Origin of the sequence: Ensifer adhaerens (assembly GCF_020035535.1) — a bacterium.
Classification (GTDB): domain Bacteria; phylum Pseudomonadota; class Alphaproteobacteria; order Rhizobiales; family Rhizobiaceae; genus Ensifer.
Genome location: NZ_CP083349.1, coordinates 4,122,657 through 4,147,004 on the forward strand (window position 1 = coordinate 4,122,657; position 24,348 = coordinate 4,147,004).

Annotated in this window: 27 protein-coding genes; 14 read left to right on the plus strand and 13 right to left on the minus strand. The window is 63.0% G+C overall.

Features of this window, described 5'->3' with window-relative positions; genetic code table 11:
• Nucleotides 1–8 precede the first annotated feature (8 nt).
• On the minus strand, nucleotides 9–701 hold the full coding sequence (locus LAC81_RS20085) for a glutathione S-transferase family protein (RefSeq protein ID WP_113536712.1): 693 nt from the start codon (nucleotides 699–701) through the stop codon (nucleotides 9–11).
• A gap of 162 nt (nucleotides 702–863) precedes the next feature.
• On the opposite strand from LAC81_RS20085, the gene LAC81_RS20090 reads away from it, so the two are divergent.
• Nucleotides 864–1,670 (plus strand): undecaprenyl-diphosphate phosphatase, encoded by an 807-nt coding sequence (locus LAC81_RS20090; RefSeq protein ID WP_223726187.1) that lies wholly within the window; start codon nucleotides 864–866, stop codon nucleotides 1,668–1,670.
• 207 nt (nucleotides 1,671–1,877) lie between these two features.
• Here the strand turns inward: LAC81_RS20090 and LAC81_RS20095 are convergent, their stop codons facing one another.
• The 7 genes from LAC81_RS20095 to dnaN all read right to left on the minus strand — a co-directional run bounded on the left by LAC81_RS20095 (nucleotide 1,878) and on the right by dnaN (nucleotide 7,037).
• The gene (locus LAC81_RS20095; RefSeq protein WP_043615437.1) at nucleotides 1,878–2,039 is read right to left on the minus strand and encodes a hypothetical protein; all 162 of its coding nucleotides are present in this window, start codon (nucleotides 2,037–2,039) and stop codon (nucleotides 1,878–1,880) included.
• Nucleotides 2,040–2,275: 236 nt separating this feature from the next.
• A complete protein-coding gene (locus tag LAC81_RS20100; RefSeq protein WP_223726188.1) occupies nucleotides 2,276–3,256 on the minus strand; it encodes a complex I NDUFA9 subunit family protein in 981 nt (326 codons plus the stop codon).
• Between the two features lie 121 nt (nucleotides 3,257–3,377).
• Nucleotides 3,378–3,665 carry a DUF1330 domain-containing protein gene (locus tag LAC81_RS20105; RefSeq protein WP_113536709.1) on the minus strand — a complete coding sequence of 96 codons (288 nt, stop codon included), beginning with the start codon at nucleotides 3,663–3,665 and terminating at the stop codon, nucleotides 3,378–3,380.
• 115 nt (nucleotides 3,666–3,780) lie between these two features.
• Nucleotides 3,781–4,485, minus strand: a complete 705-nt coding sequence (pyrF, locus tag LAC81_RS20110; protein WP_223726189.1) for an orotidine-5'-phosphate decarboxylase — start codon at nucleotides 4,483–4,485, stop codon at nucleotides 3,781–3,783.
• Between the two features lie 3 nt (nucleotides 4,486–4,488).
• Complete coding sequence (locus tag LAC81_RS20115; RefSeq protein ID WP_223726190.1) at nucleotides 4,489–5,076, minus strand: histidine phosphatase family protein; 588 nt, start codon at nucleotides 5,074–5,076, stop codon at nucleotides 4,489–4,491.
• A gap of 4 nt (nucleotides 5,077–5,080) precedes the next feature.
• Nucleotides 5,081–5,683, minus strand: coding sequence for a phospholipid N-methyltransferase PmtA (gene pmtA / locus LAC81_RS20120; RefSeq protein WP_113536706.1), 603 nt, complete (start codon nucleotides 5,681–5,683; stop codon nucleotides 5,081–5,083).
• A 235-nt stretch (nucleotides 5,684–5,918) separates the two neighbouring features.
• A complete protein-coding gene (dnaN, locus tag LAC81_RS20125) occupies nucleotides 5,919–7,037 on the minus strand; it encodes a DNA polymerase III subunit beta (protein WP_223726191.1) in 1,119 nt (372 codons plus the stop codon).
• Between the two features lie 152 nt (nucleotides 7,038–7,189).
• Here dnaN and rsmI point away from each other — a divergent pair, with 152 nt between their 5' ends.
• The 10 genes from rsmI (at nucleotide 7,190) to LAC81_RS20175 (ending at nucleotide 17,644) form a co-directional block, all read left to right on the plus strand.
• The gene (gene rsmI, locus LAC81_RS20130) at nucleotides 7,190–8,218 is read left to right on the plus strand and encodes a 16S rRNA (cytidine(1402)-2'-O)-methyltransferase (RefSeq protein ID WP_419195786.1); all 1,029 of its coding nucleotides are present in this window, start codon (nucleotides 7,190–7,192) and stop codon (nucleotides 8,216–8,218) included.
• The gene (locus tag LAC81_RS20135; RefSeq protein WP_223726193.1) at nucleotides 8,208–8,576 is read left to right on the plus strand and encodes a YraN family protein; all 369 of its coding nucleotides are present in this window, start codon (nucleotides 8,208–8,210) and stop codon (nucleotides 8,574–8,576) included. Before rsmI ends, LAC81_RS20135 begins: the two co-directional genes overlap by 11 nt.
• Before the next feature lie 159 nt (nucleotides 8,577–8,735).
• Nucleotides 8,736–10,034, plus strand: a complete 1,299-nt coding sequence (locus tag LAC81_RS20140; RefSeq protein ID WP_223726194.1) for an extracellular solute-binding protein — start codon at nucleotides 8,736–8,738, stop codon at nucleotides 10,032–10,034.
• A gap of 5 nt (nucleotides 10,035–10,039) precedes the next feature.
• A complete protein-coding gene (locus LAC81_RS20145; protein ID WP_223726195.1) occupies nucleotides 10,040–11,041 on the plus strand; it encodes an ABC transporter permease subunit in 1,002 nt (333 codons plus the stop codon).
• Between the two features lie 10 nt (nucleotides 11,042–11,051).
• Nucleotides 11,052–11,894: a sn-glycerol-3-phosphate ABC transporter permease UgpE gene (gene ugpE / locus LAC81_RS20150; protein WP_113536701.1), complete on the plus strand. Its 843-nt coding sequence runs from the start codon at nucleotides 11,052–11,054 to the stop codon at nucleotides 11,892–11,894.
• A gap of 65 nt (nucleotides 11,895–11,959) precedes the next feature.
• Entirely contained in the window at nucleotides 11,960–13,072 is a 1,113-nt protein-coding gene (locus LAC81_RS20155) for a sn-glycerol-3-phosphate import ATP-binding protein UgpC (protein WP_223726196.1), read from the plus strand.
• On the plus strand, nucleotides 13,069–14,058 hold the full coding sequence (locus LAC81_RS20160; protein ID WP_223726197.1) for an endonuclease/exonuclease/phosphatase family protein: 990 nt from the start codon (nucleotides 13,069–13,071) through the stop codon (nucleotides 14,056–14,058). The genes LAC81_RS20155 and LAC81_RS20160 overlap by 4 nt, the downstream gene beginning before the upstream one ends.
• Before the next feature lie 146 nt (nucleotides 14,059–14,204).
• On the plus strand, nucleotides 14,205–15,152 hold the full coding sequence (gene gshB, locus LAC81_RS20165; protein WP_223726198.1) for a glutathione synthase: 948 nt from the start codon (nucleotides 14,205–14,207) through the stop codon (nucleotides 15,150–15,152).
• 217 nt (nucleotides 15,153–15,369) lie between these two features.
• Nucleotides 15,370–16,902 carry a YifB family Mg chelatase-like AAA ATPase gene (locus LAC81_RS20170; protein ID WP_223726199.1) on the plus strand — a complete coding sequence of 511 codons (1,533 nt, stop codon included), beginning with the start codon at nucleotides 15,370–15,372 and terminating at the stop codon, nucleotides 16,900–16,902.
• Between the two features lie 253 nt (nucleotides 16,903–17,155).
• A complete protein-coding gene (locus LAC81_RS20175; RefSeq protein WP_223726200.1) occupies nucleotides 17,156–17,644 on the plus strand; it encodes an SRPBCC domain-containing protein in 489 nt (162 codons plus the stop codon).
• Nucleotides 17,645–17,721: 77 nt separating this feature from the next.
• On the opposite strand, the gene cysK is transcribed toward LAC81_RS20175, so the two are convergent.
• Both cysK and LAC81_RS20185 read right to left on the minus strand, forming a co-directional pair.
• On the minus strand, nucleotides 17,722–18,690 hold the full coding sequence (gene cysK, locus LAC81_RS20180) for a cysteine synthase A (RefSeq protein WP_223726201.1): 969 nt from the start codon (nucleotides 18,688–18,690) through the stop codon (nucleotides 17,722–17,724).
• A 239-nt stretch (nucleotides 18,691–18,929) separates the two neighbouring features.
• Entirely contained in the window at nucleotides 18,930–19,547 is a 618-nt protein-coding gene (locus tag LAC81_RS20185; protein WP_223726202.1) for a LysE family translocator, read from the minus strand.
• Between the two features lie 175 nt (nucleotides 19,548–19,722).
• Between LAC81_RS20185 and LAC81_RS20190 the strand changes: the two genes are divergently transcribed.
• On the plus strand, nucleotides 19,723–20,355 hold the full coding sequence (locus tag LAC81_RS20190) for a LysE family translocator (protein WP_113536694.1): 633 nt from the start codon (nucleotides 19,723–19,725) through the stop codon (nucleotides 20,353–20,355).
• Between the two features lie 39 nt (nucleotides 20,356–20,394).
• On the opposite strand, the gene LAC81_RS20195 is transcribed toward LAC81_RS20190, so the two are convergent.
• Nucleotides 20,395–20,700 (minus strand): NIPSNAP family protein, encoded by a 306-nt coding sequence (locus LAC81_RS20195; protein WP_223726203.1) that lies wholly within the window; start codon nucleotides 20,698–20,700, stop codon nucleotides 20,395–20,397.
• Nucleotides 20,697–21,611: a DMT family transporter gene (locus tag LAC81_RS20200; RefSeq protein ID WP_223726204.1), complete on the minus strand. Its 915-nt coding sequence runs from the start codon at nucleotides 21,609–21,611 to the stop codon at nucleotides 20,697–20,699. The genes LAC81_RS20195 and LAC81_RS20200 overlap by 4 nt, the downstream gene beginning before the upstream one ends.
• Nucleotides 21,612–21,742: 131 nt before the next feature.
• Between LAC81_RS20200 and LAC81_RS20205 the strand changes: the two genes are divergently transcribed.
• Complete coding sequence (locus tag LAC81_RS20205; protein ID WP_113536691.1) at nucleotides 21,743–22,180, plus strand: Lrp/AsnC family transcriptional regulator; 438 nt, start codon at nucleotides 21,743–21,745, stop codon at nucleotides 22,178–22,180.
• 17 nt (nucleotides 22,181–22,197) lie between these two features.
• Here LAC81_RS20205 and dut read toward each other — a convergent pair whose 3' ends face one another.
• The gene (gene dut / locus LAC81_RS20210) at nucleotides 22,198–22,671 is read right to left on the minus strand and encodes a dUTP diphosphatase (protein WP_223726205.1); all 474 of its coding nucleotides are present in this window, start codon (nucleotides 22,669–22,671) and stop codon (nucleotides 22,198–22,200) included.
• 91 nt (nucleotides 22,672–22,762) lie between these two features.
• On the opposite strand from dut, the gene LAC81_RS20215 reads away from it, so the two are divergent.
• Nucleotides 22,763–24,346: a peptide chain release factor 3 gene (locus LAC81_RS20215; protein WP_223726206.1), complete on the plus strand. Its 1,584-nt coding sequence runs from the start codon at nucleotides 22,763–22,765 to the stop codon at nucleotides 24,344–24,346.
• Nucleotides 24,347–24,348 lie beyond the last annotated feature (2 nt).

Below are 24,348 nucleotides of genomic sequence, written 5' to 3' on the forward strand. Positions count from 1 at the left end.
CTTCAGCCTCAGAAGTCGAGGTCCGCATAGTGCGGAACCGGGGTCACGCCGCGTACACGCTCGGAGAGCAGCGGGCGGAAGGAGGGGCGGGACTTCAGCCGCTGGTACCACTCCTTGGCGGTCGGGGCATCCGACCAGTCGATCTCGCCGAGGTAATCGAGCACGGACACTGTCGCTGCCGCTGCAAGGTCCGCATAGGAGATGCGGTCACCGGCAAGCCAGGTGCGCGAACCGGCGAGCCAGGAGAGATACTTCATATGCTGGCGGATATTGGCGCGCGACGTGCGCAGGATCTTGCTGTCCGGTGCGCCGCCGCCCTGGTCCGGGGTCATCTGCAGCTTGAAGATGCGTTCGCGCACCAGCGGCCGGGTGACGTCCGCTTCCATCTTCTGCAGGAACCATTCGACGAGGCGCCGGATTTCCGCGCGCTGGAACGGGTCCTCGGCCAGAAGCCTGCGATCCCGCTTCATGATTCCATTCGTCTCGTCGAGATATTCCGAGATGATCGTGGCGCCACAGAGCGCTCTCATACTGTCGTCAACATAGACCGGTAGCGTCCCGGCCGGGTTCAGGGCCAGGAAGTCGCGCCGGTTCTCCCAGGGCTGCTCCTCGGACAATTCCGTCTGATAGCCATATTCCGAGAGGATAAGGCGAACGAAGCGTGAAGCGGAGGACATGGGGTGATGATACAGTGTCGGCATCGATGATCTGGCTTCTCAGCGTCTTTTTTCTGGGGGCGTCAGCGTGGCGGCGCAAGCGTCTGGCCACGGCTCCTGTGATAAAGCTATAGAAATTTGTGGTGGTAAACACAAGCGAATCAGCCTTTTCCTCCCACTCCAAAACTTGTCAGGAAAATCTCATACATGGCGGATCAATCGATCATCAGCGCGCTCGTCCTCGGGCTCATCGAGGGCTTGACGGAGTTTATCCCTGTCTCGTCGACGGCGCATGTCCTCCTCGCCGGCCACTTCCTCGGTTTCAAGTCGCCTGGCAACACCTTCGCCGTCCTCATCCAGCTCGGCGCCATTCTGGCGATCCTGCTCGTCTATTTCCAGAAGCTTCTGTCGATTGCGCTGGCGCTGCCGACGAGCATCAAGGCGCGTCGCTTCGTCCTGTCCGTGCTGATCGCCTTTTTGCCGGCAGCCGTCATCGGTGCGATCGCCCATGATTTCATCAAGACGGTGCTGTTCGAAACGCCTGTGCTGATCTGCATCGTGCTGATCGTCGGCGGCTTCATCCTTTATGCGATCGACCATCTGCCGCTGAAGCCGCGCTACAAGGACGTGATGGACTATCCGCCGTCGCTGGCGCTGAAGATCGGCCTGTTCCAGTGCCTGGCGATGATCCCCGGCACCTCGCGTTCCGGCGCCACGATCGCCGGTGCCTTGCTGATGGGAACCGACAAGCGCTCGGCTGCGGAGTTCTCGTTCTTCCTGGCGATGCCGACCATGCTCGGCGCCTTCACGCTGGATCTTTACAAGAACCGCGACGCGCTCTCCTTCGACGATTTCACTCTGATCGCCGTCGGCTTCATTGCGGCCTTCGTCGCCGGCGTCTTCGTCGTACGTTCGCTGCTCGACTTCGTCTCGCGGCGTGGGTTCACGCCCTTCGCCATCTGGCGCATTATCGTCGGTACCGCCGGCCTGATCGGCCTCTGGCTGCTCGGCTGAGCGGCATCATCAACGGCCCAAACGAAAAAAGGCGCGTCACGGACGCGCCTTTTTCTTTACCCTCGGTTTTCTCCGGGCCTGGGCCGGCCCTAAAAACAAAGCCGCGTGCGTTTCAAGGTGAAACGCACGCGGCCGCTGGCCCCCGCCAATAACTTTAGATGCCCCAAACGCAATTCCAGGAATTGCATGATCCAGAGGGCGCCGGCCTTAGTTGCCGGAAAGGTCGATCGATGCCGTCGTGCACGGATCGACGCCATAGGCCGGCGCACAATCCTTGCCGCTGCTGGCGACCGTGTTCGGCGCCATGAATGAGCCAGCCAGAATGATCAGTGCCGCACACGCAAAAAAGATTGCGATCGACTTGCCCATGGACGCGATGCCTTTCGAGATTGATGCTGCCGCCGCCGTGCCTTGCGATCGGGGCGCGAGGCGGTGTTTAGTCGCTGGATATGACATGATCAATATCAGGACATGTTGAATTTGCGGTAAATGCCATTCGCTTTGTTAACTGCGGCAGAACTGCAACGCTGTTGCCTCGATGCCACAGAAAAACGGCCACCGGTGGGTACCGGCGGCCGTTTAAAAGAAATTGGCTTTGGAGCCGATCAGGCGGCGCGGCCGCTGCGGGTATACTGGCCCTGCGGGCGATAGCGCACCAGATAGGTCGGCAGGATCGGCTCCAGCATCGTCGGATCGATGCCGATGCCGGAGAGCGTGCGTCCTTCCGAAACCGCCTTTGCCGAGACGACATTGTCGGATTTCAGCAACACCACTTGGTCGGCCGTGAGCGGCGGCGTGACGAAGGGCACCATCGAGGCGATGCTGCCGATGAAGGACGCGACGCCGAAGGGAAGCGAGACGAGCGGACGCTTGCGGTCGATCGTGTTGAGCATGATCTCGAGACAATCGCGGAAGCTCAGGACATCGGGGCCGCCGAGTTCGTAAATCTTGCCCTTGGCAATCTTGCCGTCGACAGCGCGCGCCACCGCCTCGGCGACATCGGTCACGTAGACGGGCTGGAACTTGGTGTGGCCGCCGCCGATCAGCGGCAGGACCGGCGAGAAGCGCGCCATGTCGGCGAACTTGTTGAAGAACCCGTCCTCGGGACCGAAGACGATCGAGGGGCGCAGGATGATCGCGTCGGGCTTCGTTTCAAGGATTGCCGCCTCGGCGCGACCCTTGCTGCGGGCGTAGTTCGACGGCGAGGAAGCGTCCGCGCCGATTGCCGAGATGTGTGTCAGCGTTGCGCCGACGCTACGCGCTGCTTCCGCAACGGCACGTGCGCCGAAATCCTGGACGGCGTCGAAGGTGTTGCGGCCGCTTTCAAAGAGCACGCCGACGCAGTTGATGACGTGGTCGGAGCCTTCGACGGCGCGGTCCACCGACTTGCGGTAGCGCAGGTTCGCCTGCACGAAGGAGATCTGGCCGACATTGCCGAGTGGTTGCAGGTGACCGGCAAGGTCAGGCCGGCGAACGGCGACGCGAATGCGGTAGCCGCGCTTGGCGAGCGCGCGCACGACATGACGGCCGACGAACCCGGATCCGCCGAAAATCGTCACCAGCGGCGGAAGGTTGGACAAGGTCATGGGAAACGCACTCCTGATCGCAGAGGAAAGAATTGATTGCTACATAGCCCAACAGCCGCGAGAGGTGAAGGCCAATCCACGCGGCTTGTCGGGTCTGTCGGAAGATGATGATGGTGGGTCGTCAGACGCCTTCGACGACGACCATCTCTGCGTCGGCGACTTCCTGGCGGATCGCGGCGGCAATCTGGTATTCGGGTGAGTTGTAACAGTCGACCGCGGCCTGCAGCGACGGAAACTCGATGACGACGTTGCGGGCGCGCACGCCGCCTTCCAGGCGCTGGTGTTCACCGCCGCGCGCGAGAAAATTCGCGCCGTATTTCTCGAAGGCCGGCTTTGCAGCCGCCACATAATCCTTGTACCGCTCGGTATCGCGGACATCGACCCGCGCGATCCAGTATCCCTTGGCCATTTTTGAGCTCCTCGTTTTGCGGCGCTGTAGGCTGACGGGAGTGTTACTTCCGGCAAATTTGGGTCGAGGTCAAGCGGATCGGCGCGGTCGCTGCGTGCGGGGAGCGTTCCTCGCGTCAGCGCGCGAGTGCGCCGTCCATTTCCGCGAGGATTGCGCGCGCGGCGGCGAGCGGCTCGGCGACTGCGACGATTGGGCGCGCGACGACGAGATGACTGGATCCGGCCTTCAGGGCTTCGGCCGGCGTCATCACCCGCTTCTGGTCGCCCTTGTCGGCGCCGGCAGGGCGGATGCCCGGCGTCACCAGCGCCATGTTCGGGCCGATGATCTTGCGAACCGCAGCCGATTCTTCTGCCGAACAGACGATGCCCCCCATGCCGGCCGCGCGTGCCTGTTCGGCCCGGCGCAGCACCAACGTGTGCGGATCGTATTCGTAGCCGGCGTCGATCACGTCCTGCTCGTCCATGGAGGTCAGCACCGTGACGCCGAGCAGGCAGAGATCGGAGCCTTTCGCAGCCTCGACGGCCGCCTTCATGGCCTTCGGATAGGCGTGCAGGGTCAGCATCGACATGCCCATCTTCACGATGTTCTCGACGCCCTTGGCAACCGTGTTGTCGATGTCGAGCAGCTTCATGTCGAGGAAGACCTTTTTCCCGCTCTTGGCAAGGTCGCGCGCGAACTCGAGCCCGCCGGCAAAGACTAGCTGATAGCCGATCTTGTAGAAGGAGACGTCGTTTCCGAGCGTCGAGACGATCTTCTCGGCATCGGTGATCGTCGGAAGGTCGAGGCCTACGATCAGTCTGTCGCGCGCGGTTTCGGTCATCGTCTACATCCCCTGCCAGTGTTCCATCGGGGTCCAGTCGCACGCGACGGCTCGATCCGCAAGGCGGAAAGCGAAGACGTTGCCGCCGCCACCACCCTTCTGGTCGGCGGCACGCGAGATCGGCGCGCCGAGCAGCCGGCATTTCAGGAGGGTGCCGACGCCGCCATGGCCGACGAAGGCGATCGGGATCTTCGGATCGTGGACGTCGAGGACGCGAAGGATCGCGTCCGCGATGCGGGTCTGGGCGTCGATCGCGCGCTCCCAGCCCTTGAAGCTCTCGGTCGGATTGGCGAAGAACCAGTCGGCCGCCTTCTCGAATTCCGGCGGCGGCAGGAAGCCCGTGGCGGAGCGATCGTTCTCGCCCATGTCGTGATGGATCTCGACGGTGGTGCCGGCCGCATCGGCCAGCAGTTGTGCCGTCTCGACCGCCTTGGTTTCGTCGCTCGAGACGATCCTCCCGAGCGAACGCACCCACGGCAATGATGCGGTGAGGGCCGCGCGCTCGCGGCCAACAGCCGAAAGCCCCCATTTGGGGACGGGCACGTCCGGATCGATCTGGACCTGCGGATGGGTGACGTAGACGCCGAGCATCCCGTCAGTGCGCCCGGCGATAGACCCAGAGCTGTGCCGGCGGGATGTTGCGCACGACGAAGTCGAGATGCTGGATGCTGTAACGATCCGGCATGGCGACGACGGGCGAAAGCGGCCCGTAGGAAATCTGCACCACCGGCCGACCGACCGGGATGCGCGACAGCAGGTCATCGATCAGTTCGACGCGCCGATGCATGGGGAAGTTCAGGAGCGGAACCGCAGAGACGACGCTGTCGAAGGTCTGGCCCTTCAGTTCGCCAAGAGTGTGTTCCAGATCGAAGGCGTCGCCATTGACGAAGTTCACGCCGGCGAAGTTGGCCCTGAGCTGGTTATAGAAGTCGGTGGAGTATTCGACCGAGACAAGGCTCTCTGCGGGCAGGCCGCGTTCCAGAATCGCCTTGGTAATGACGCCCGTGCCGGGGCCGAGCTCAAGCACCGGCAGGCCCGAAGCTGGATTGATTACACTCGCCATTCGGCGCGCGGTGACGGAAGAGGTCGGCAGAATTGCGCCGACAGCCTTGGCATTGCTCATCCATCCCTTGAAAAAGCGAATTTCCTCATCGAACTTCCGTCCGAGCCGTTCCTTCACCTTCACGCGCAAATTCATTGAACCCCTCAAAACCGTCGTCCTCTCCTCATACGGCCGCCCGCTTATGTCCCCGCTCGATGATTCGAGCCGGCTTGGACGGCGGCAATCATAATGTGTCCCCATCTGCGGCAAAAACAAGTCTATCTGCGCCTGAAAGCGTCCGCTTATCAACAGCCGCCGGATGGATCGACCAACAAAAAACCCGCCACGCGTGGGCGTGACGGGTTGGCATTTCGCCTCGCGTCAGACCCGGTTACACGCGCATCGGCATGAGCACGTAGAGCGCATCTTCAGCGGCAAGATCGCGAACGAGCGTCGGCGAACCTGGATCGGCCAGCATGAAGATCGCATCGGTGCCGGTCAGCTGCGAGGTGATGTCGAGCAGATACTTGGCGTTGAAGCCGATCTCGAGCGGATCGTGATCGTAGCCGACGGGCAGTTCTTCGGTAGCACTGCCGGAATCCGGATTGTTGACCGTCAGCGTCATCTGGCCTTCGTTCAGCGCCAGCTTGACGGCGCGGCCGCGCTCCGACGAGATCGTCGATACGCGATCGACGGCCTGGGCGAAGGACTGGCAATCGACGCGCAGTTCCTTGTCGTTGTTGGCTGGGATCACGCGCTGGTAATCCGGGAACGTGCCGTCGATCAGCTTCGAGGTCATGACGATCGAGCCGATGGTGAGGCGGATCTTGGCATCGGACACTTCGACCGTGACGACGAGATCCGGATTGTCGAGCAGCTTCTGCAGTTCGCTGACGGTCTTGCGCGGGATGATGATGCCCGGCATGCCCTCGGAACCGGATGGCGCTTCCACGTCGGCGCGCGCCAGACGGTGGCCGTCGGTGGCAACGGCGCGCAGCTTCAGCTCGCCCTTGCTCTCGACGGTGTGCACGAAGATGCCGTTGAGATAGTAGCGGGTTTCCTCGGTCGAGATCGCGAACTGGGTGCGATCGATCAACATCTTGAGGTCGGTCGCCTTGAGGCGGAACGAGTGCGAGAAGCTGCCGGCGGTCAGATCCGGGAAGTCGGATTGCGGCAGGCACTGCAGCGAGAACTTGGATCGGCCCGAGGCGACGGTCATCGCCGTGCCCTCGGCATTTGTGGCGAGCAGCACTTCCGAACCGTCGGGCAGCTTGCGAACAATGTCGTAGAGCAGGTGCGCCGGCACGGTGGTCGCGCCTGCCTGTTCCACCTGCGCCGGCGTCGCCTCGGTAATCTCGAGGTCGAGGTCGGTCGCCTTCATTTCGAGGCTGGCGCCGTCGGAACGCAGAAGCACGTTCGAGAGGATCGGGATCGTGTTTCGCCGCTCCACCACGCGGTGCACGTGGTTCAGCGATTTCAGGAGGTTGGACCGCTCGAGAGTAATGCGCATGGGATGCCGCTTTCAACCATTGCCCGGCGGACGAGGCGCCCGCCTGAGCGTCAACTGCGAGTGTCCCGGCCGACGGACCGGAAAGTTGTGGACCGGCAAAATGGCAGAAACAGCGCCCGGAAAGCAAGGGGTTTGAAGGGTTCTGTCCCCAGATGCGGCGCGTAGCCCCCTGCCTTGCCCTTGCTCTGCCATGGTGGCTCACTCATAAAGACCGGATAGACACATCGGCGAGCACGATCAGGACGTTACAGGTGGAAAAACAGAAGACAGCGGAACCGGCCGGCGGACAGAGGGAGCGCAGCTATCGCCTGCACAATGTCAGCGTTCCGGCCCGCCCCCTCGATGGCGCGCTCTATCTGGTGGCGACCCCGATCGGCAATCTTGGCGATATCACTCTGCGTGCGCTGGAGACGTTGGCCGGCGCCGATGTGCTTGCCTGCGAAGACACACGGGTCACCCGCGTGCTGCTCGACCGCTACGGCATCGTGAACCGGCCCTATGCCTACCACGAGCACAATGCGGACGAGGCCGGCCCCCGGCTGCTTGCAGCACTCGCCGAAGGGCGATCGGTAGCGCTGGTTTCCGATGCCGGCACACCGCTCGTCTCCGACCCCGGCTACCGGCTGGGCCAGCTTGCGATCGAAGCCGGGCACCGCGTCGTGCCAATCCCCGGCGCCTCGGCGCCGCTCGCAGCGCTCGTCGGTTCCGGCCTGCCGAACGACGCTTTCCTCTTTGCCGGTTTCCTGCCGACCAAGGACAAGGCGAAACGCGATCGTCTCAGGGAATTGGCAACTGTGCCGGCGACAATCATGTTCTTTGAATCGCCGCACCGGATCGCCGCAACGGTAGCGGCCGCCTCAGAGGTGCTGGGCGAGGGCAGAAGGGCCGCCGTCTGCCGCGAGCTCACCAAGACCTTCGAGGAGTTCCGCCGCGGCACGCTCGGCGAGCTTGCCGCCCATTATGAAGAGGCAGGGGCGGTGAAGGGCGAGATCGTGCTCGTCATCGGCCCGCCGGATGCCGCACCAGAGCCGGAAGCGGCCGATGTCGACGCGTTGCTTACGCGTCTCGTCGCCGACATGCCGGCCGGCAAGGCGGCGACCGAGGCCGCCCGCCAGACGGGCTTGCCGCGCAAGGAACTTTATGACCGGCTGCTGCAACTGAAGGAGCGCCATGACGACTGATGCGGGCGATCGGCGGAAGCTGAAGGCGCTCAGGCGGGGATACCTCGCCGAGTATCGCGCGGCGCTCTGCCTGTTGTTGAAGGGCTACCGTATCGTCGCCATGCGCCACCGCACCAAGCTCGGCGAGATCGACATCATCGCTCGGCGCGGCGATCTCATCGCCTGCGTCGAGGTGAAGGCCCGCCGCTCGGCTGAAGAAGGCGTCTTCGCGGTGACGGCCACCGCGCAAAAGCGCATACGTGCCGCGAGCGATCTCTGGCTGGCCAAACAACCGGATTTCAACAGACTTTCAGTACGTTACGATATCGTCACGGTGACGCCGTGGGGTTGGCCGCGGCATCTGCCGGATGCCTTCTGAGGCGGCGCGGCCGAGGAGAAAATGGTTGATGCGTTCCGTCCGCGCCGCGACTTGGAACATATTCTCGAATTTGTAATCGTTCCGACACAAAAGCGTAACCAGCCTGTCATTGAAGGTCACTAGTCCACTGCCATCCGTAATCCGGTGGAGAGGACAGTCATGTTCAAGAAGTTTTCGCTCGCAGCCCTTACAATTGCTTTTTCCGCAACGTCGTCGTTTGCCGCAACCAACATCACCTGGTGGCACGGCATGGCCGGCCGCAACGGCGAAGTCATCAATGAAGTTTCCAAGAAGTTCAACGAAGCCCAGAGCGCCTGCGCGCTGACCCCGGTTTCGAAGGGCACCTACGAGGAAGCGCTCGCGTCCGGTATCGCCGCATTCCGCTCGGGCGAGCAGCCGAACATCCTGCAGGTCTTCGACGCTGGCGCCGCCACGATCATCAATGCCAAGGGCGCAGTCATCCCGGCCGAAGACCTGATCATCAAGGCCGGCCACAACTTCGACCGCAATGCCTTCATCGACGGCGTGCGCTACTTCTACGCCGACAGCGAAGGCAAGTTCGTCGGCATGCCGTTCAACTCCTCGGCGCCGATCATGTACATCAACGACGAAGCCCTGAAAAAGGCCGGCGTCGAAGCGCCGAAGACCTGGGAAGAGTTCGAAGCCGCGGCGCCCAAGCTGAAGGAAGCCGGCTACATCCCGCTCGTCCAGTCGCAGCTGACCTGGCAGTTCACGGAGAACTTCTTCTCCCGCAACAACATCCAGTTCGCCACCAACAACAACGGCTATGACGCCGTCGTCGACACGCAGCTGAAGGTCACCGACCCGAACCTCATCATGATGTTCGACAAGCTCAAGGCTTGGAAGGACGAAGGCTATTTCGCCTTCTACGGTGCCGGCTGGAACGACAACCAGAAGGTCTTCGAAGAAGGCAAGGCCGCGTTCTGGATCGGCTCGTCGGGCTCCTTCGGTGGCCTGCAGAAGACGGCGCAGATGCCGTTCTCCGCGACCTTCCTGCCCTACTGGGGTTCCATCAAGGGCGCCGGCACCAACTCCTTCATCGGTGGTGCTGCTCTCTTTGCCATGTCCGGCAAGTCGGATGAAGAAAACAAGTGCGTTGCCGACTTCTTCCAGTTCCTGACCTCGCCTGAGATCCAGTATTTCTACCACAAGGCCACCGGCTATGTGGCCATCACCAAGGCAGCCTACGAGCTTGCCCAGAAGGACGGCTACTACAAGGAAAAGCCGGTTGCCGAAGTCGGCATCAAGCAGCTGATGCTGCCGGCCGGCGACTGGTCGAAGGGCTACCGCCTCGGCTTCTACCCGCAGATCCGCGAAATCATGGAGCGCGAATACGGCCGCATCTTCTCGGGCGAAACGACCGTCAAGGACGCTTTCGACACGATCGAGAAGGAAGGCAACGAGCTTCTCGCTCGCTTTGCCAAGACCGCCGGCTGATTTCCATGTCGACCGCGACAGATCTCCTCCCCGCGGCGCGGGGAGGGACCGGAACAAAGACCGGGGGGCGTCGCTTCGGCGCTTTCCGGCTTTTCGGTGGCCAGTCGAGCGGAGGGGAAAGCGCTGCCAAGCGCGTTCAGTTCTCCTCGCCGTTCCTGCCTTACCTCTTCCTCGCGCCACAGCTCGCGATCATCTTCATCTTCTTCTACTGGCCGTCGGTTCAGGCGATCCAGTCGTCCTTCTATCTCGAAGATCCCTTCGGCTTCGGCTCGACCTTCGTCGGCATGACCAACTACACCGACGTGCTGAAATCAGGCGAATATCTAGGCATTGCCCGCTTCACCGCGGTCTTCACGGCGCTCGTCACCTTCTTCGCGCTGTCGATCGGCCTGCTGCTCGCCGTCAAGGCCGATGGCGTGATCCGCGGCAACGCCGCCTACAGGACGCTGCTGATCTGGGTCTATGCCATTGCCCCGCCGGTCGCCGGCCTCATCGGCATGATGTTCTTCGATCAGCATATTGGCCCGATCGTCGAGCTCGCCCGCTGGTTCGGCTGGGATATCAAGGTTGGCCTGAACTACTTCGACACTGCCTTCTCCATGGTGGTCGTCTCGGTGTGGAAGCAGATCCCCTATAATTTCATCTTCTTCCTCTCAGGGCTTCAGGGCATTCCGGTCTCGGTGCGCGAGGCAGCGGCGATCGATTGCCGCTCCGGCTTCCGCCGCTTCTGGACCGTTATCCTGCCGCTGCTCGCGCCGACCGCCTTCTTCCTTCTGATCATCAACGTCACCTATGCGCTGTTCGACACTTTCGGCGTCATCGACGTGATGGTGAAGGACAAGGCCGCCAACAATCCGATCACCCTTGTCTACAAGGTCTACATGGACGGTTTCCGCGGCAACGATCTGGGCGGCTCCTCGGCCCAGTCGGTGATCCTGATGCTGATCGTCTTCGTGCTCACCATCTTCCAGTTCCGCTTCATCGAGCGGCGCGTGCACTACAACTGAGGTGGGGCCGATGTATCGCACCAAGATTTTCGACCACGTCATCCTCATGTTCGGCGTCTTCATCATGGTGGCGCCGGTTGTCGTCGCCTTCATGACCTCGACGCACGAGGCAGCCGATATCCACCGCAATGGCCTCAGCCTCACCTGGGGTGGCCATTTCGTCGAAACCTATCAGACCGTGCTGACGCGGGAGGGCGGCTTCACCGGCAAGATCACCGGCTTCAACATGATGCTGAACTCGATGATCCTCGGCCTGGGCTTCGCCGTCGGCAAGATTGTGCTGTCGATGCTGGCCGCCTATGCGCTGGTCTACTTCCGCTTTCCGCTGGCGACGTTCTTCTTCTGGGTGATCTTCACGACGCTGCTCCTGCCGCTCGAAGTGCGCATCCTTCCCTCCTACGAAGTGATGAACACGCTGAAGCTGACGAACACCTATACCGGCCTGATCGTGCCGCTGCTGGCGTCTGCGACCGGCACCTTCTATTTCCGGCAGTTCTTCAAGTCGGTGCCGGACGAGCTGCTTGAGGCGGCGCGCATCGATGGCGCCGGACCCTTCAAGTTCTTCATCGATGTGCTGGTGCCGCTCTCGCGCACCATGATGGCAGCGATCTTCATCATCATGTTCGTCTATGGCTGGAACCAGTATCTCTGGCCGACGCTGATGACCACGGACGAAGGCTTCTTCACGCTGGTGCGTGGCATCAAGCAGATCCTGCTCGTCTGGGTCGGCTCGAACATTCCTGATTACAACGAGGCCTTTGCACTGGCGATCCTCGCCATGCTGCCGCCTGTGATGATCGTGGTGATCTTCCAGCGCTGGTTCATCAAGGGCCTGACGGAAAGCGACAAGTAAGCGGAGCAGCGGCGGGACGAACGTTCCGCCCGCTCCTGAAACCTACCAATTCAACGGAGGCAGCCATGGCGGCCATAACCATCGCCGAGGTCTCGAAGATCTATCACGGCAATGTCGAGGCGGTGAAATCCGTCTCGATCGACATCGAGGACGGCGAATTCATCGTGCTGGTCGGCCCGTCCGGCTGCGGCAAGTCCACGCTCCTGCGCATGGTCGCTGGCCTTGAAACGATCTCCAAGGGCACGGTGACGATCGGTTCGCGCGTCATCAACGACGTCGATCCGGCCGAGCGCGATATCGCCATGGTCTTCCAGAACTACGCGCTCTATCCGCACATGACCGTTTATGAAAACCTCGCCTACGGCCTGAAGAACCGCAAGACGCCGAAGGCCGAGATCGACGCCCGCGTCGCCGAAGCCGCGCGCATGCTGGAGATCGAGCCCTATCTTTCCCGCAAGCCCCGCGCTCTCTCGGGCGGCCAGCGCCAGCGCGTCGCGATGGGCCGAGCCATCGTGCGCAAGCCGGCGGCCTTCCTCTTCGACGAGCCGCTTTCCAACCTTGACGCCAAGCTGCGCGTCTCCATGCGCGGCGAGATCAAGCGGCTGCAGAAGCGGCTCGGCACGACCTCCCTCTATGTCACACACGACCAGCTCGAGGCGATGACGCTCGCCGATCGGCTTGTGGTGCTGAACGGCGGCCGCATCGAGCAGATCGGCCAGCCGCTCGATGTCTATCACCGTCCGGCCTCGACCTTCGTTGCGAGCTTCATCGGCTCGCCGGCAATGAACCTGATCAAGGGGCAGATCGAAGGCGGCAGGCTGCAGATCGGCCTCTACCGGATAGACCTCGCCGGCCGCGCGCCGGTGGAGGGCGCTGTGACCGTTGGCCTGCGCGCCGAGGATCTCCGGCTTGCCGGCGTAGGCGAAGACGCGATGCTGTTCCAGGTCGACTATGTCGAGGAACTAGGCGCCCAGCGGCTCGTACATGGCACCATCGAGGGGCAGGCCCTCACCATTGCGCTGTCGCCGGAAACGCCGCTGTCGGGCGATCTCGCTGTGACCATCGCCGTCGACCGCCTCCATTTCTTCTCGCCGGAGACCGGCAAGCGGCTGGAGCGCGGCACGTCGTTTGCGGGCGAAGCTCCGGCGCAAACCCTTCGCCTGGAGACCGCATCGTGATCTTTGAAACCGTAGAGCAGCTAGCCGTTCCCTCGCTCGAACTGCGCCAGGGATTTGCGTCGATCGTGCGCACCATTGCGGCCCATGACGCCGCTATGGGCGCACGCCCGGAGATGAACAGCATCGAGGTCGGCGGCACGTCTTCGTCGGATACGCCGCTCGCCTTTCCGCTTACCGTTGCTGCCTGGAACCTGGAACGCTGCCTGTTCCCGGCGGAAAGTGCCGCGCATCTGGCCGCAACGAATGCTCCGGTCGTCCTGCTTTCGGAAATGGACAGCGGCATGGCCCGCACCAGCCAGCGTCATCCGACCGCCGAAGTCGCCGACACGCTCGGCATGCACTATGCCTATGGCATCGAGTTCATCGAGATGGGTCTCGGCTCCGATACGGAGCGCGAATTCTGCGAGGATGATTTCAACGCCAAGGGGTTTCACGGCAATGCGCTGATGGCATCCGTGCCGCTCGGACGACCCTTCATGCTGCGCCTCTGGGGCGAACGCCTCTGGTTTACGGATGGCGAGCAGCCGCGTCTCGGCGAGCGCTTCGCGATCGGCGCGGTGATCGAAACGGAAGCCGGTCCCTTCGTCGCAGTCTCCACTCATCTCGAAAGTGCCACGACCGCCGTCTATCGCGAGCGCCAGGTCAAGGAATTGATCGATGCGCTCGATGAAACGTTTCCGGATATGCCGGTGCTGATCGGCGGCGATCTCAACACCGGCAACCACGCCGGCGGCGACTTCGAGGCCGAAGGGCTCTTTGCCTTGAGCGCTGCCAGGGGCTTTACCCGCCACGGCGGACCGCTCGACGTCATGACCACGCGCCCGAGCTTGATCACCCGCTGGCCGGAACGGGCGATGAAGCTCGACTGGTTCCTGTCGCGCGGTTTGAAGATCGGCGAGACCCGCGTCGTCCCTTCGCTCGATGAAACCGGTCGTCCGCTTTCGGACCACGATCTCATCACCTGCGCCATTGAGGGCTTTGAATAGGCTCGCCTCTCCTTGCCTAAGGCGCGCCCGCATTCTACATGTCGAGGGCTTTGCCAGTGCGGCAGAGGGCAGCGGTTTTCCGTCCTCTTCCGTTCCGGCGGTTTGAAATCGATCACGGCTATCCGTGATCCATGAGGGATGGGTAGATGGCGAAAATCGTCAATGTCGGGGTCCAGATGGACCATGTCTCGGGCATCAACATCGCGGGGGATTCCACCTTCGCCATGAGCCTCGAGGCACAGTCGCGCGGCTATCGTCTCTTCCACTATACGCCTGAGAAACTGTCGCTGCGCGACGGCAAGGTCTATGCGAGCGCGCAGCAGATGACGCTGCGCGACGTCAAGGGCGATCACTTCACGCTTGGCGAAGCCGAGCGTGTCGATCTTTCGACGATGGACGTCATCCTGCTCCGCCAGGATCCGCCCTTCGACATGGCCTACATCACCTCGACGCATCTTCTCGAGCGCCTGCATCCGAAGACGCTGGTCGTCAATGATCCGGCCTGGGTGCGCAATTCGCCGGAGAAGATCTTCGTCACCGAATTTGCCGACCTGATGCCGAAGACGCTGATCACCCGCGACCCCGCCGAAATCGCCAGCTTCCGCCAGGAGATGGGCGACATCATCCTGAAGCCGCTCTACGGCAATGGCGGCGCCGGCGTCTTCCATTCGACGCGCGACGATCGCAACCTCTCTTCTCTTCTGGAAATGTTCGGCCAGATGTTCCGCGAGCCCTTCATCGCCCAGGAATACCTGCCGGCGGTGCGCAAGGGCGACAAGCGCATCCTGCTCGTCGACGGCGAGCCGGTCGGCGCCATCAACCGCGTTCCGGCCGAGCATGACGCCCGCTCCAACATGCATGCCGGCGGCCGCCCGGAGCCGACCGAACTGACGGCGCGCGAAAAGGAAATCTGCGATCGCATCGCTCCGGCGCTGAAGGCCCGCGGCTTCCTCTTCGTCGGCATCGACGTCATCGGCGACTACATGACCGAGATCAACGTGACCTCGCCGACCGGCATCCGCGAAGTCAAGAAGTTCGGCGGCGCCGATGTCGCCAGCCTTCTCTGGGATGCGATCGAGCGCAAGCGCGCCTGATCGGCGCTAGCGGATAGACTACTCCGGTCGACGAAGCGTGCTGCGGGCCTTCGCCCGCGGCCGTTTGCCGGAACGGCACCTTTGCCGATGCGTCCGCCTCCTTTCGAATGTTCTGTAATTGTTCTTGTTTTTGTGCGTAATCCGTGCAAGGCTTCTGCCTGCAACCCTGGGCGGTTGTGGCGCCCGATAGCCGGGCTGCCTGGGCGAGGGGGCAAGCATGGTCGCGCGCGTCAGCACGGTCGCATTTCAGGGTATCGAGGGTCTGCCTGTTGATGTGCAGGTGATGGTCGCACCGGGCAAGGTCGGGATGCAGATCGTCGGCCTGCCGGACAAGGCCGTCGCCGAAAGCCGCGAGCGGGTGCAGGCAGCCCTGCATGCCTCCGGTCTCGCCCTGCCGGCCAAGCGGGTCACCGTCAATCTCGCCCCCGCCGACCTTCCCAAGGAAGGCAGCCACTTCGATCTTGCCATCGCGCTCGGCCTGATGGCGGCCCTCGGCGCCATTCCGGGCGATGCGCTGGCGCCCTATGTGGTGATCGGGGAACTGAATTTGGACGGTACGATTGCGGCGGTTGCCGGAGCGCTTCCGGCGGCAATCGGCGCCAATGCGCTCGGCAAAGGGCTGATCTGCCCGGCCGAAAGTGGACCCGAGGCGGCGTGGGCCGGGGCCGAGATCGATATCCTGGCGCCGCGCAGCCTGATCGCGATCGCCAACCATTTCCGCGGCACGCAGGTGCTTTCGCGGCCGGACGCCGCAATCCGCTCGGGCGCTACCGACCTGCCCGATCTCGCCGACATCAAGGGCCAGGAGAGCGCCAAGCGGGCGCTCGAGGTGGCCGCTGCCGGCAACCACAATCTCTTGATGGTTGGCCCGCCCGGATCGGGCAAGTCGATGCTCGCCGCCCGCCTGCCGTCGATCCTGCCGCCGCTCAACCCGACCGAGCTTCTCGAAGTGTCGATGATCCATTCGATCGCCGGGCAGCTTCCGGGCGGTAAGCTGTCGGACCGACGGCCGTTCCGCACGCCGCACCATTCCGCGACCATGGCCGCCATGGTCGGCGGGGGCTTGCGCGCCAAGCCCGGCGAGGCGTCGCTTGCCCATAACGGCGTGCTGTTTCTCGACGAATTTCCGGAATTCTCGCCGCAGGTGCTCGACGCGCTGCGCCAGCCGCTCGAGACCGCCGAATGCATCATCGCCCGTGCCAATCACCGCGTCAGCTATCCCGCCGCGATCCAGCTTGTCGCCGCCATGAACCCCTGCCGCTGCGGCATGGCCGGCGAACCCGGTCGCAGCTGCGCCCGCGGCCCGCGCTGCATGTCCGACTATCAGGCGCGCATCTCCGGTCCGCTGATGGACCGCATCGATATCCGCATCGACGTGCCGGCCGTCAGCGCCGCCGATCTCCTGAAGCCGGCCGCAGCCGAAAGCAGCGAGGTCGTTGCCCGCCGGGTCGCGCATGCCCGTGCCATGCAGATCGACCGCTTTGCCGTCCTCGGCCATGCGGACTTGACCAGCAATGCCCGCGCGTCGACCTCGCTGATCGAGAAGATCGCGGCACCCGACGCGGCCGGGCTGCAGCTTCTTCGGGACGCCGCCGAAAAGATGAAATTCTCCGCACGCGGCTACCACCGTGTCCTGAAGGTCGCCCGCACCCTCGCCGATCTCGATGGTGCCGCAACGGTCGGCCGCATTCATCTTGCCGAAGCGATTTCCTATCGCATTGCCGGCGAGCGGCTACAGGCGGCGGCATAGCGATCGCCCCCACTGCGGCAATCGATCCATGTTTCGTGTTTTGAGGTTCCGACACCATGTTCTCCCCAGGCATGGCCGTTGCGCGAAACGCTTGGCCGGGCTGATCAGTCTTTTGATGTGCGGGTCTTTCCCGGGGCAGCGGCGCGCTTGCCGATCTCGCGCAAATTCTCGACGTTGCGGATGAGCTGTATTTCACCGCCGCAAACTCCAGTACGATCATCCTGAAGTGATTGGCCGACAGGGGGTGAACCGGATGACGGATGCATCAAACGGCAGAAGAACCGATCGCGCCGAACGTCTGATCAAGGCGTTGCCGTCGGCGGTTTATGCCGCGCTGATCGATCCTGCTGCGGTGGCAGTCTGGTTGCCGCCCGAAGGCATGAAGGGGCAGGTGCTGGCCTTTGAGCCCCATGTTGGCGGCGCCTTCCGCATGGCGCTGATCTATGACAGCCCGCACGATGGAACTCGTGGCAAGACCTCACAAGATGCCGACATCGTTTCCGGCCGCTTCGTCGCGTTGGAGCCGGATCTGTGCGTGGTGCAGGAGACCGAGTTTCAATCCGACAATCCGGCCTTTGCCGAGACGATGCGGATCACCTGGGCGCTGGAGCCGATGGCAGATGGCACCCGCGCCAGCGTCACCTGCGAAAACGTGCCGGAGGGGATTTCCAAGGAAGATCACGACGCCGGCCTTCGCTCAACGCTCGCCAATCTCGCCGGCGTCACGGAGCAGTCTAGTTGAAGCGGGGTCGCCGGCCGATAGGCAGAAGGAAAAAAGGGCGCCCTCGGCGCCCTTACTGAACGTTGGAGAATAGTGGACTAACCACCCAGACCCTCGAACAGCACCGTCGAGAGATAGCGCTCGGCAAAGGACGGGATGATGACGACGATGGTCTTGCCGGCGTTTTCTTCCCGCTGGCCGACCTCGATCGCTGCCGTCAGCGCAGCACCTGCCGAAATGCCGACCGGCACGCCTTCGAGCCGTGCGACGAGGCGGGCGGCCTCGATCGCCTCAGTGCTGTTGACCGTGACGATCTCGTCATAAACCGTGGTGTCGAGGATCGCCGGGGCAAAACCTGCGCCTATGCCCTGGATCTTGTGCGGTCCGGGGTTGCCGCCGGAAAGCACGGGAGACTCCTCCGGCTCGACGGCGATCACCTTGATCGACGGCTTGCGCGCTTTCAGCACCTGCCCGGCGCCGGTAATCGTGCCACCGGTGCCGATGCCGGAAACGAAGATATCGACGGCACCGTCGGTGTCGTTCCAGATTTCCTCCGCCGTCGTCTTGCGGTGGATTTCCGGGTTGGCCGGGTTTTCGAACTGCTGCGGAATAACTGCGTCCGGCAACGTCTCGACCAGTTCCTGCGCCTTGGCGATCGCGCCCTTCATGCCCTTGGCGCCTTCAGTCAGCACCAGTTCGGCGCCGAACAGAGCCAGCATCTTGCGCCGCTCGACCGACATGGTCTCCGGCATGGTGAGGATCAGCTTGTAGCCCTTGGCGGCGGCAACGAAGGCGAGCGCGATGCCGGTATTGCCCGAGGTCGGCTCGATCAGCGTCGTGCGGCCGGGTGTAATCTTGCCCTGCGCTTCCAGGCTCTCGATCATCGCCACGCCGATGCGGTCCTTGACCGAGGCGATCGGGTTGAAGAATTCGAGCTTGGCGAGCAGGTTCGCCTTGACGCCCTTTTCCTTGGCAAGCTTGTCCAGTCGCACGATGGGCGTATCGCCGATCGTTTCCGTGATCGAGGAATAGACGCGGCCGCGGCCGGGCTTGCGTGTGTCGGACATCGGTTTCTCCCTTGGGCGTGAACTCTTGGCCTAAAGCATGTCGCACAAAAGTGTGCAGCGGTTTTGTGATGACGACATGCGAAAAACCATAAACTTGAAGCGCGGCGAGCGGATCTGAAGATCCGCGACGCGCTTTAAGAATAGGAACAATGGCCGCGCAATTCCAGAACGGCAAACACGGAGAGACGATCCGCCGAAGGAAAAACCACCGGCGAAGTCGTTGTTCGGGAAAAGTTTTTTCAGCTCGCGCGGACGGCGATATAGGCGGCCGTTCCGGCGAGCACGCTGGCGGCAACGCGGTTCAGCGCCTTGAGTGCCTTGGGTTGCTTGAGCAGAAGTCGTGCGCGCGCGGCGAGCAACATGTAGGGAACGAGCACCGTCAGGAGCATAAGGAAGGTTGCCGTCAGCAGCAGGCCGTAGTCGCGCGGGCCGATCGCCGCGATGTCGATCAGCGTCGGCACCAGCGCCACATAAAACAGCATCGTCTTCGGGTTTCCGAGCGTGACGAGCAGGCCCGAGAGGAAGGACATCGCCGCATTCGTCGGGGGCTTCGCCTTGATATCCTCGGGCAGCAGCCCCGCGGTCCAGAGCTTCCAGGCGATATAGCCGAGATAGAGGACGCCGGCGAGTTTCACCACCAGGAAGAGGGTGGTGAAGGTCTGGGCGATCAGGGCCAGCCCGAGCACGACCGCCGTCAGGTAGATCATGTCGCCGAGGATGACGCCGAGACCCATGAAGAAGGTTTCGCGAAAGCCGGAGCCGAGCGCGCGCGCGACGAGCGCCGTCACGCCGGGGCCCGGGATGGCTGCAGCGATGAAGAGCGCGCCGCTATAGGCGATAAGGGCCGCGAGCGTCATGGGACTTCCTTCCGATGGTGATGCCGGTTTCTAGCGCAAACGGGACGAAAAAGGAAATCAAGGAGCGACGACCAATGGGCACGCGGCGACAAAATTGATCCGGTGACAAGTCTCGCATTGTCCGCTGGCGCCGGATCGGTAGAGCTTGCAGAAAACGAGCGAAAGGCGCCTCTCGATGCCCGAGTTGAAAGACATGATCGGCTTTGCCCTGCTTGCCCTCGGCATGGTGCTGACGCCGGGGCCGAACATGATCTATCTGATCTCGCGCTCGATCAGCCAGGGGCCGGGTGCCGGCTTGATCTCGCTCGGTGGCGTGGCGCTCGGTTTCGTCGTCTACATGGTCTCGGCCGCGCTCGGTATCACCGCACTCCTGTTGGCGGTGCCCTTTGCCTATGACGCCCTTCGGATCGCCGGCGCCGGCTATCTGCTCTATCTCGCCTGGCAGGCTGTGCGGCCCGGTGGGCGTTCGCCCTTTCAGATCAAGCATTTGCCGAAGGATGGGCCGAAGAAGCTGTTCGCCATGGGGTTTCTGACGAGCTTGCTCAATCCCAAGGTGGCGGTGCTCTATCTCTCGCTGCTGCCCCAGTTCATCCGGCCGGAGCTTGGCAACGTGCTTGGCCAGTCGCTGGTCTTCGGCTCGATCCAGATCATGACCAGCGTCACGGTCAACGCGATGATCGCGCTTGCCGCCAGCGGCATCGCCGCCTTCCTCGCCGGTCGGCCGCTGTTCATGGTGGTGCAGCGCTGGGCGATGGGGACGGCGCTGTTCGGCTTCGCGCTGAGCATGGCATCGGAGGCGCGGCGCTAACGCGCGCTTGCTGATGCCTTCCTCAACCCCGGAACTGGCTTACTCGAAAACCGGCCGCATGAAGCTGCGCTCATAGCTGACGATGCAGCGCGTCTTCTCGGCATAGGCGAAGGCTTCCTGGCATTCCGGATCCGCAGTCATCTCCTTGCGATAGGTCTCGTAGGCGGCAAGGCTCGGAAAGCTGAAGAGCGCGAGCGCGATGTTGTTCGCCCCTTCATGCGGCAGGAAGTAGCCGTGATGCGTGCCGCCGAGGCGGTTGACCAGCGGAATCCAGAGCTTGGCATAGTGCTCGAACTCGGCCGCCTTGTAAGGGTCGATGACGTATTTCAGGTAGCAGGTGATCATGCGGTTCTCCCTTCGCGCCTACGCTTGATAAAAGAGGGCAGGCGAAGTTGCCAGCCGAGATTCATGCCCGCGGCGGCAATGAGGATCGCAATCGAGCCGACGATCTGGATCGGCTGCAACTGGTGGCCGAAGGCAATGCGGTCGACGACGATCGCGCCGATCGGATAGATGAAGGAAAGCGCTCCCGTCATATGCGTCGGCAGTCGCTGGATCGCGCCGTAAAGCAGCACATACATCAGCCCGGTGTGGATGACGCCGACGGTGACGAGGATCGACCATTGCGCCCCCCCGGACGGGGCAGGGGCCGCAAGCGCCATCGGCGCCAGCATCAGGGTGCCGGTGATCACCTGGATCAGTGCGATCAGATGCGGCGGCGTGCCCTTGAGCAGCTTCGTCGCAATCGCCGCGATCGCATAGAAGAAGGCGGCGCCGATCGAAAGGGCGACGCCGACCAGATAGCTCTCCGGCGCGAAGCCTTGGCCGGGCTTGGCCGCGATGATCGCGAGCATGCCGGCAAAGGAGACAGAGAGCCAGAAGATCTTGGTGGTGGTGATCTTCTCGCCGAGAAACAGCGCGCCGAGCCCCAGGAGCATGAAGGGCTGGGTGTTGTAGACCATGGTCGCGATCGAGATGGAGGCATGGGAATAGGCAGCAAAGAGCAGCAGCCAGTTGACGACGATCGCGATGCCGCCGAGGACGGAAAGCACTAGCATCCTCCGGCTGAAGTGGCGACGGTCGAGCAGTCCGAGCGCCCAGGCGATGGCAAAGAGCGTCACCGCCCCGAAGACGCAGCGCCAGAACACGACGCTCGTCACCGGCTGTCCCGACATCAGCACGAACCAGCCGATGGTCCCGGAGATCAGCATTGCCGCCGTCATCTCGATGCTGCCACGTTTGAGTTCGGTGTTCATGATCGCTGCTCCATGTTGATGATTGGAGAATAGCCGGAGCCTGCGACCTTTCCCATGGATACAGGAAGGCAATTGTGCTATATTGCCTAATTATCTAAGTTCCGTTTGCTGTTATGACTTATGGTGCCGTGATGTTGGACGAGATTGACCGACGAATCCTCGACATTCTTGCCGCCAACGCCCGGGTGTCGCTGAAGGAGCTGGCGCAGGAGTCCGGGCTGTCCTCGCCCAGTGCGGCCGATCGCCTGCGCAAGCTGGAAGAGCGCGGCATTCTCGATGGTTTTACCATCGCGCTTAATCCGGTGAAGGTCGGCTATCCCCTGCAGGCGGTCATCCGCGTGCGGCCGATGCCGGGCATGCTGCACATCGTCGAGCGGCTGATCCAGGACACGCCCGAGATCGTCGAATGCGACAAGGTCACCGGCGACGATTGCTTCATCGCCAAGCTCTTCGTGCGCGACATGGCGCAACTCGACACGATCCTCGACCGCATTGCCGAGAAGGCGCAGACCAACACCTCGATCGTCAAGTCGTCGCCGGTCAAGCGCCGCCTGCCGCCGCTGGTCTAGCTGGAGGGATTGGAGGCTCAGACCCCGGTCGAGCCGAAGCCGCCGGCGCCGCGGTCCGTCTCGCTTGCCCCGTCTGCCTCGCTCACCGCGACCTGCGTGACCGGCGCGATCACCATCTGCGCAATGCGCATGCCGCGCTCGATGAGGAAATCTTCATCGCCGAGATTGACGAGCAGCACCTTCACTTCGCCGCGATAGTCGCTGTCGATGGTGCCGGGTGTGTTGAGGCAGGTGATGCCGTGCTTGAAGGCAAGGCCCGAGCGCGGGCGGATCTGCGCTTCGTAGCCAGCGGGGACTTCGAAAATGAAACCTGACGGCACCAGGGCGCGCTTGCCCGGGGTGAGCATGAGCGGCCGGTCGGCGGGAACGGCGGCGCGCAAATCCATGCCGGCGGCGCCCGCGGTCTCGTAAGCCGGAAGTTCCAGGCCTTCGCCGTGCGGCAGGCGAACGAGGTTGAGGGTCGGGCGGGATGGGGAAGGGTGCGTGCTCATGCCCGCATAAGCCGGGCCGCGGGCGCCGCGGTCAATTGCATAATCGGGGCCGAGCCTGTAAAGGACGCGGCAACTCACAGGATTTTACGACATGGCTGAAACTCTCGCCGAGGCGGTCTCCCGCCGCCGCACATTTGCGATCATTGCGCACCCGGACGCCGGTAAGACCACGCTCACCGAAAAGTTGCTGCTGTTCGGTGGCGCCATCCAACTCGCCGGCGAGGTCAAGGCCAAGAAGGATCGCATCCAGACCCGTTCGGACTGGATGAAGATCGAGCGCGAGCGCGGCATCTCGGTCGTGACCTCGGTGATGACCTTCGAATATGGCGGCAACGTCTTCAACATTCTCGATACGCCCGGTCACGAAGACTTCGCCGACGATACCTACCGCACGCTGACGGCGGTGGATGCGGCCGTCATGGTCATCGACGCCGCAAAGGGCATCGAACCGCGCACGCTGAAGCTTTTCGAAGTCTGCCGCATGCGCGACATTCCGATCATCACCTTCGTCAACAAGATGGACCGCGAGAGCCGCGATCCCTTCGAGATCCTCGACGAGGTCGAGGAGAAGCTGGCGCTCGACTGCGCGCCGGTCACCTGGCCGATCGGCCGCTCGAAGACCTTCTGCGGCTCCTACCATCTCGCCGACAACACGGTGCGCGGTTCCGACACGCAGGAAATCCCGACCAAGGTCAACGGCCCGGAAATGGCGGCCCACCGCCTGCCGGAAAATGAGCGCGATGCCTTTACCGAAGAACTGATGCTGGCGATCGAGGCTTGCAAGCCCTTCGACAAGAAGGCTTTCCTCGAGGGCCATCTGACGCCGGTGTTTTTCGGCTCGGCGCTGCGCAACTTCGGTGTGCGCGATCTCATCAATGCGCTCGGCGACATCGCTCCGCCGCCGCGCGACCAGGTCGCGGATATCCGCACGGTGCACGCCACCGACGACAAGATGACGGCCTTCGTCTTCAAGATCCAGGCCAACATGGATCCGAACCATCGCGACCGCATCGCCTTTGCCCGCGTCTGCTCCGGCAAGCTCGAGCGCGGCATGAAGGCACGCCTGTCGCGCACCGGCAAGCAGCTGGGCCTCAGCGCCCCGCAGTTCTTCTTCGCTTCGCAGCGCCAGCTCGCCGACACGGCTTACGCCGGCGACGTCGTCGGCATCCCGAACCATGGTACGCTCCGCATCGGCGACACGCTGACCGAGGGTGAGCCGCTGGTGTTTCAGGGCGTGCCGAACTTCTCGCCGGAAATCCTGCGCCGCGTGCGCTTGGAAGACGCGATGAAGGCGAAGAAGCTGAAGGAAGCGCTGCAGCAGATGGCCGAAGAGGGCGTCGTGCAGCTGTTCTCGCCGGAAGACGGCTCGCCGGCCATCGTCGGCGTCGTCGGTGCTCTGCAGCTCGACGTGTTGAAGGAGCGCCTGCAGGCAGAATACGGCCTGCCGGTATCCTTCGAAATGTCGCGCTTCTCCGTCTGCCGCTGGATTTCCTCCGATCAGCCGGCCGAACTCGACAAGTTCGTCACGGCACGGCGCGGTGACATCGCCCGCGATCTCGACGGCGACCCGGTGTTCCTCGCACAGGACAGCTTCTCGCTTCGCTATGAGGCGGAGCGCTATCCGGCGATCAAGATGGTTGCGATCAAGGAATATCACGTCGCCAAGGCGGCTTGATC

Excerpts from the sequence above, each read along its gene's own strand:
- pyrF (WP_223726189.1), bottom strand. The coding sequence starts at position 4,485 with ATGACCGAAACCGCGCGCGACAGACTGATCGTAGGCCTCGACCTTCCG.
- LAC81_RS20115 (WP_223726190.1), bottom strand. The coding sequence starts at position 5,076 with ATGCTCGGCGTCTACGTCACCCATCCGCAGGTCCAGATCGATCCGGAC.
- ugpE (WP_113536701.1), top strand. The coding sequence starts at position 11,052 with ATGTATCGCACCAAGATTTTCGACCACGTCATCCTCATGTTCGGCGTC.
- LAC81_RS20095 (WP_043615437.1), bottom strand. The coding sequence starts at position 2,039 with ATGGGCAAGTCGATCGCAATCTTTTTTGCGTGTGCGGCACTGATCATT.
- rsmI (WP_419195786.1), top strand. The coding sequence starts at position 7,190 with ATGCGGCGCGTAGCCCCCTGCCTTGCCCTTGCTCTGCCATGGTGGCTC.
- LAC81_RS20105 (WP_113536709.1), bottom strand. The coding sequence starts at position 3,665 with ATGGCCAAGGGATACTGGATCGCGCGGGTCGATGTCCGCGATACCGAG.
- LAC81_RS20135 (WP_223726193.1), top strand. The coding sequence starts at position 8,208 with ATGACGACTGATGCGGGCGATCGGCGGAAGCTGAAGGCGCTCAGGCGG.
- pmtA (WP_113536706.1), bottom strand. The coding sequence starts at position 5,683 with ATGAATTTGCGCGTGAAGGTGAAGGAACGGCTCGGACGGAAGTTCGAT.
- dnaN (WP_223726191.1), bottom strand. The coding sequence starts at position 7,037 with ATGCGCATTACTCTCGAGCGGTCCAACCTCCTGAAATCGCTGAACCAC.
- LAC81_RS20215 (WP_223726206.1), top strand. The coding sequence starts at position 22,763 with ATGGCTGAAACTCTCGCCGAGGCGGTCTCCCGCCGCCGCACATTTGCG.
- LAC81_RS20185 (WP_223726202.1), bottom strand. The coding sequence starts at position 19,547 with ATGACGCTCGCGGCCCTTATCGCCTATAGCGGCGCGCTCTTCATCGCT.
- LAC81_RS20145 (WP_223726195.1), top strand. The coding sequence starts at position 10,040 with ATGTCGACCGCGACAGATCTCCTCCCCGCGGCGCGGGGAGGGACCGGA.
- LAC81_RS20085 (WP_113536712.1), bottom strand. The coding sequence starts at position 701 with ATGCCGACACTGTATCATCACCCCATGTCCTCCGCTTCACGCTTCGTT.
- LAC81_RS20170 (WP_223726199.1), top strand. The coding sequence starts at position 15,370 with ATGGTCGCGCGCGTCAGCACGGTCGCATTTCAGGGTATCGAGGGTCTG.
- cysK (WP_223726201.1), bottom strand. The coding sequence starts at position 18,690 with ATGTCCGACACACGCAAGCCCGGCCGCGGCCGCGTCTATTCCTCGATC.
- LAC81_RS20190 (WP_113536694.1), top strand. The coding sequence starts at position 19,723 with ATGCCCGAGTTGAAAGACATGATCGGCTTTGCCCTGCTTGCCCTCGGC.
- dut (WP_223726205.1), bottom strand. The coding sequence starts at position 22,671 with ATGAGCACGCACCCTTCCCCATCCCGCCCGACCCTCAACCTCGTTCGC.
- LAC81_RS20090 (WP_223726187.1), top strand. The coding sequence starts at position 864 with ATGGCGGATCAATCGATCATCAGCGCGCTCGTCCTCGGGCTCATCGAG.
- LAC81_RS20200 (WP_223726204.1), bottom strand. The coding sequence starts at position 21,611 with ATGAACACCGAACTCAAACGTGGCAGCATCGAGATGACGGCGGCAATG.
- LAC81_RS20195 (WP_223726203.1), bottom strand. The coding sequence starts at position 20,700 with ATGATCACCTGCTACCTGAAATACGTCATCGACCCTTACAAGGCGGCC.
- LAC81_RS20205 (WP_113536691.1), top strand. The coding sequence starts at position 21,743 with ATGTTGGACGAGATTGACCGACGAATCCTCGACATTCTTGCCGCCAAC.
- LAC81_RS20100 (WP_223726188.1), bottom strand. The coding sequence starts at position 3,256 with ATGACCTTGTCCAACCTTCCGCCGCTGGTGACGATTTTCGGCGGATCC.
- LAC81_RS20140 (WP_223726194.1), top strand. The coding sequence starts at position 8,736 with ATGTTCAAGAAGTTTTCGCTCGCAGCCCTTACAATTGCTTTTTCCGCA.
- LAC81_RS20155 (WP_223726196.1), top strand. The coding sequence starts at position 11,960 with ATGGCGGCCATAACCATCGCCGAGGTCTCGAAGATCTATCACGGCAAT.
- LAC81_RS20175 (WP_223726200.1), top strand. The coding sequence starts at position 17,156 with ATGACGGATGCATCAAACGGCAGAAGAACCGATCGCGCCGAACGTCTG.
- gshB (WP_223726198.1), top strand. The coding sequence starts at position 14,205 with ATGGCGAAAATCGTCAATGTCGGGGTCCAGATGGACCATGTCTCGGGC.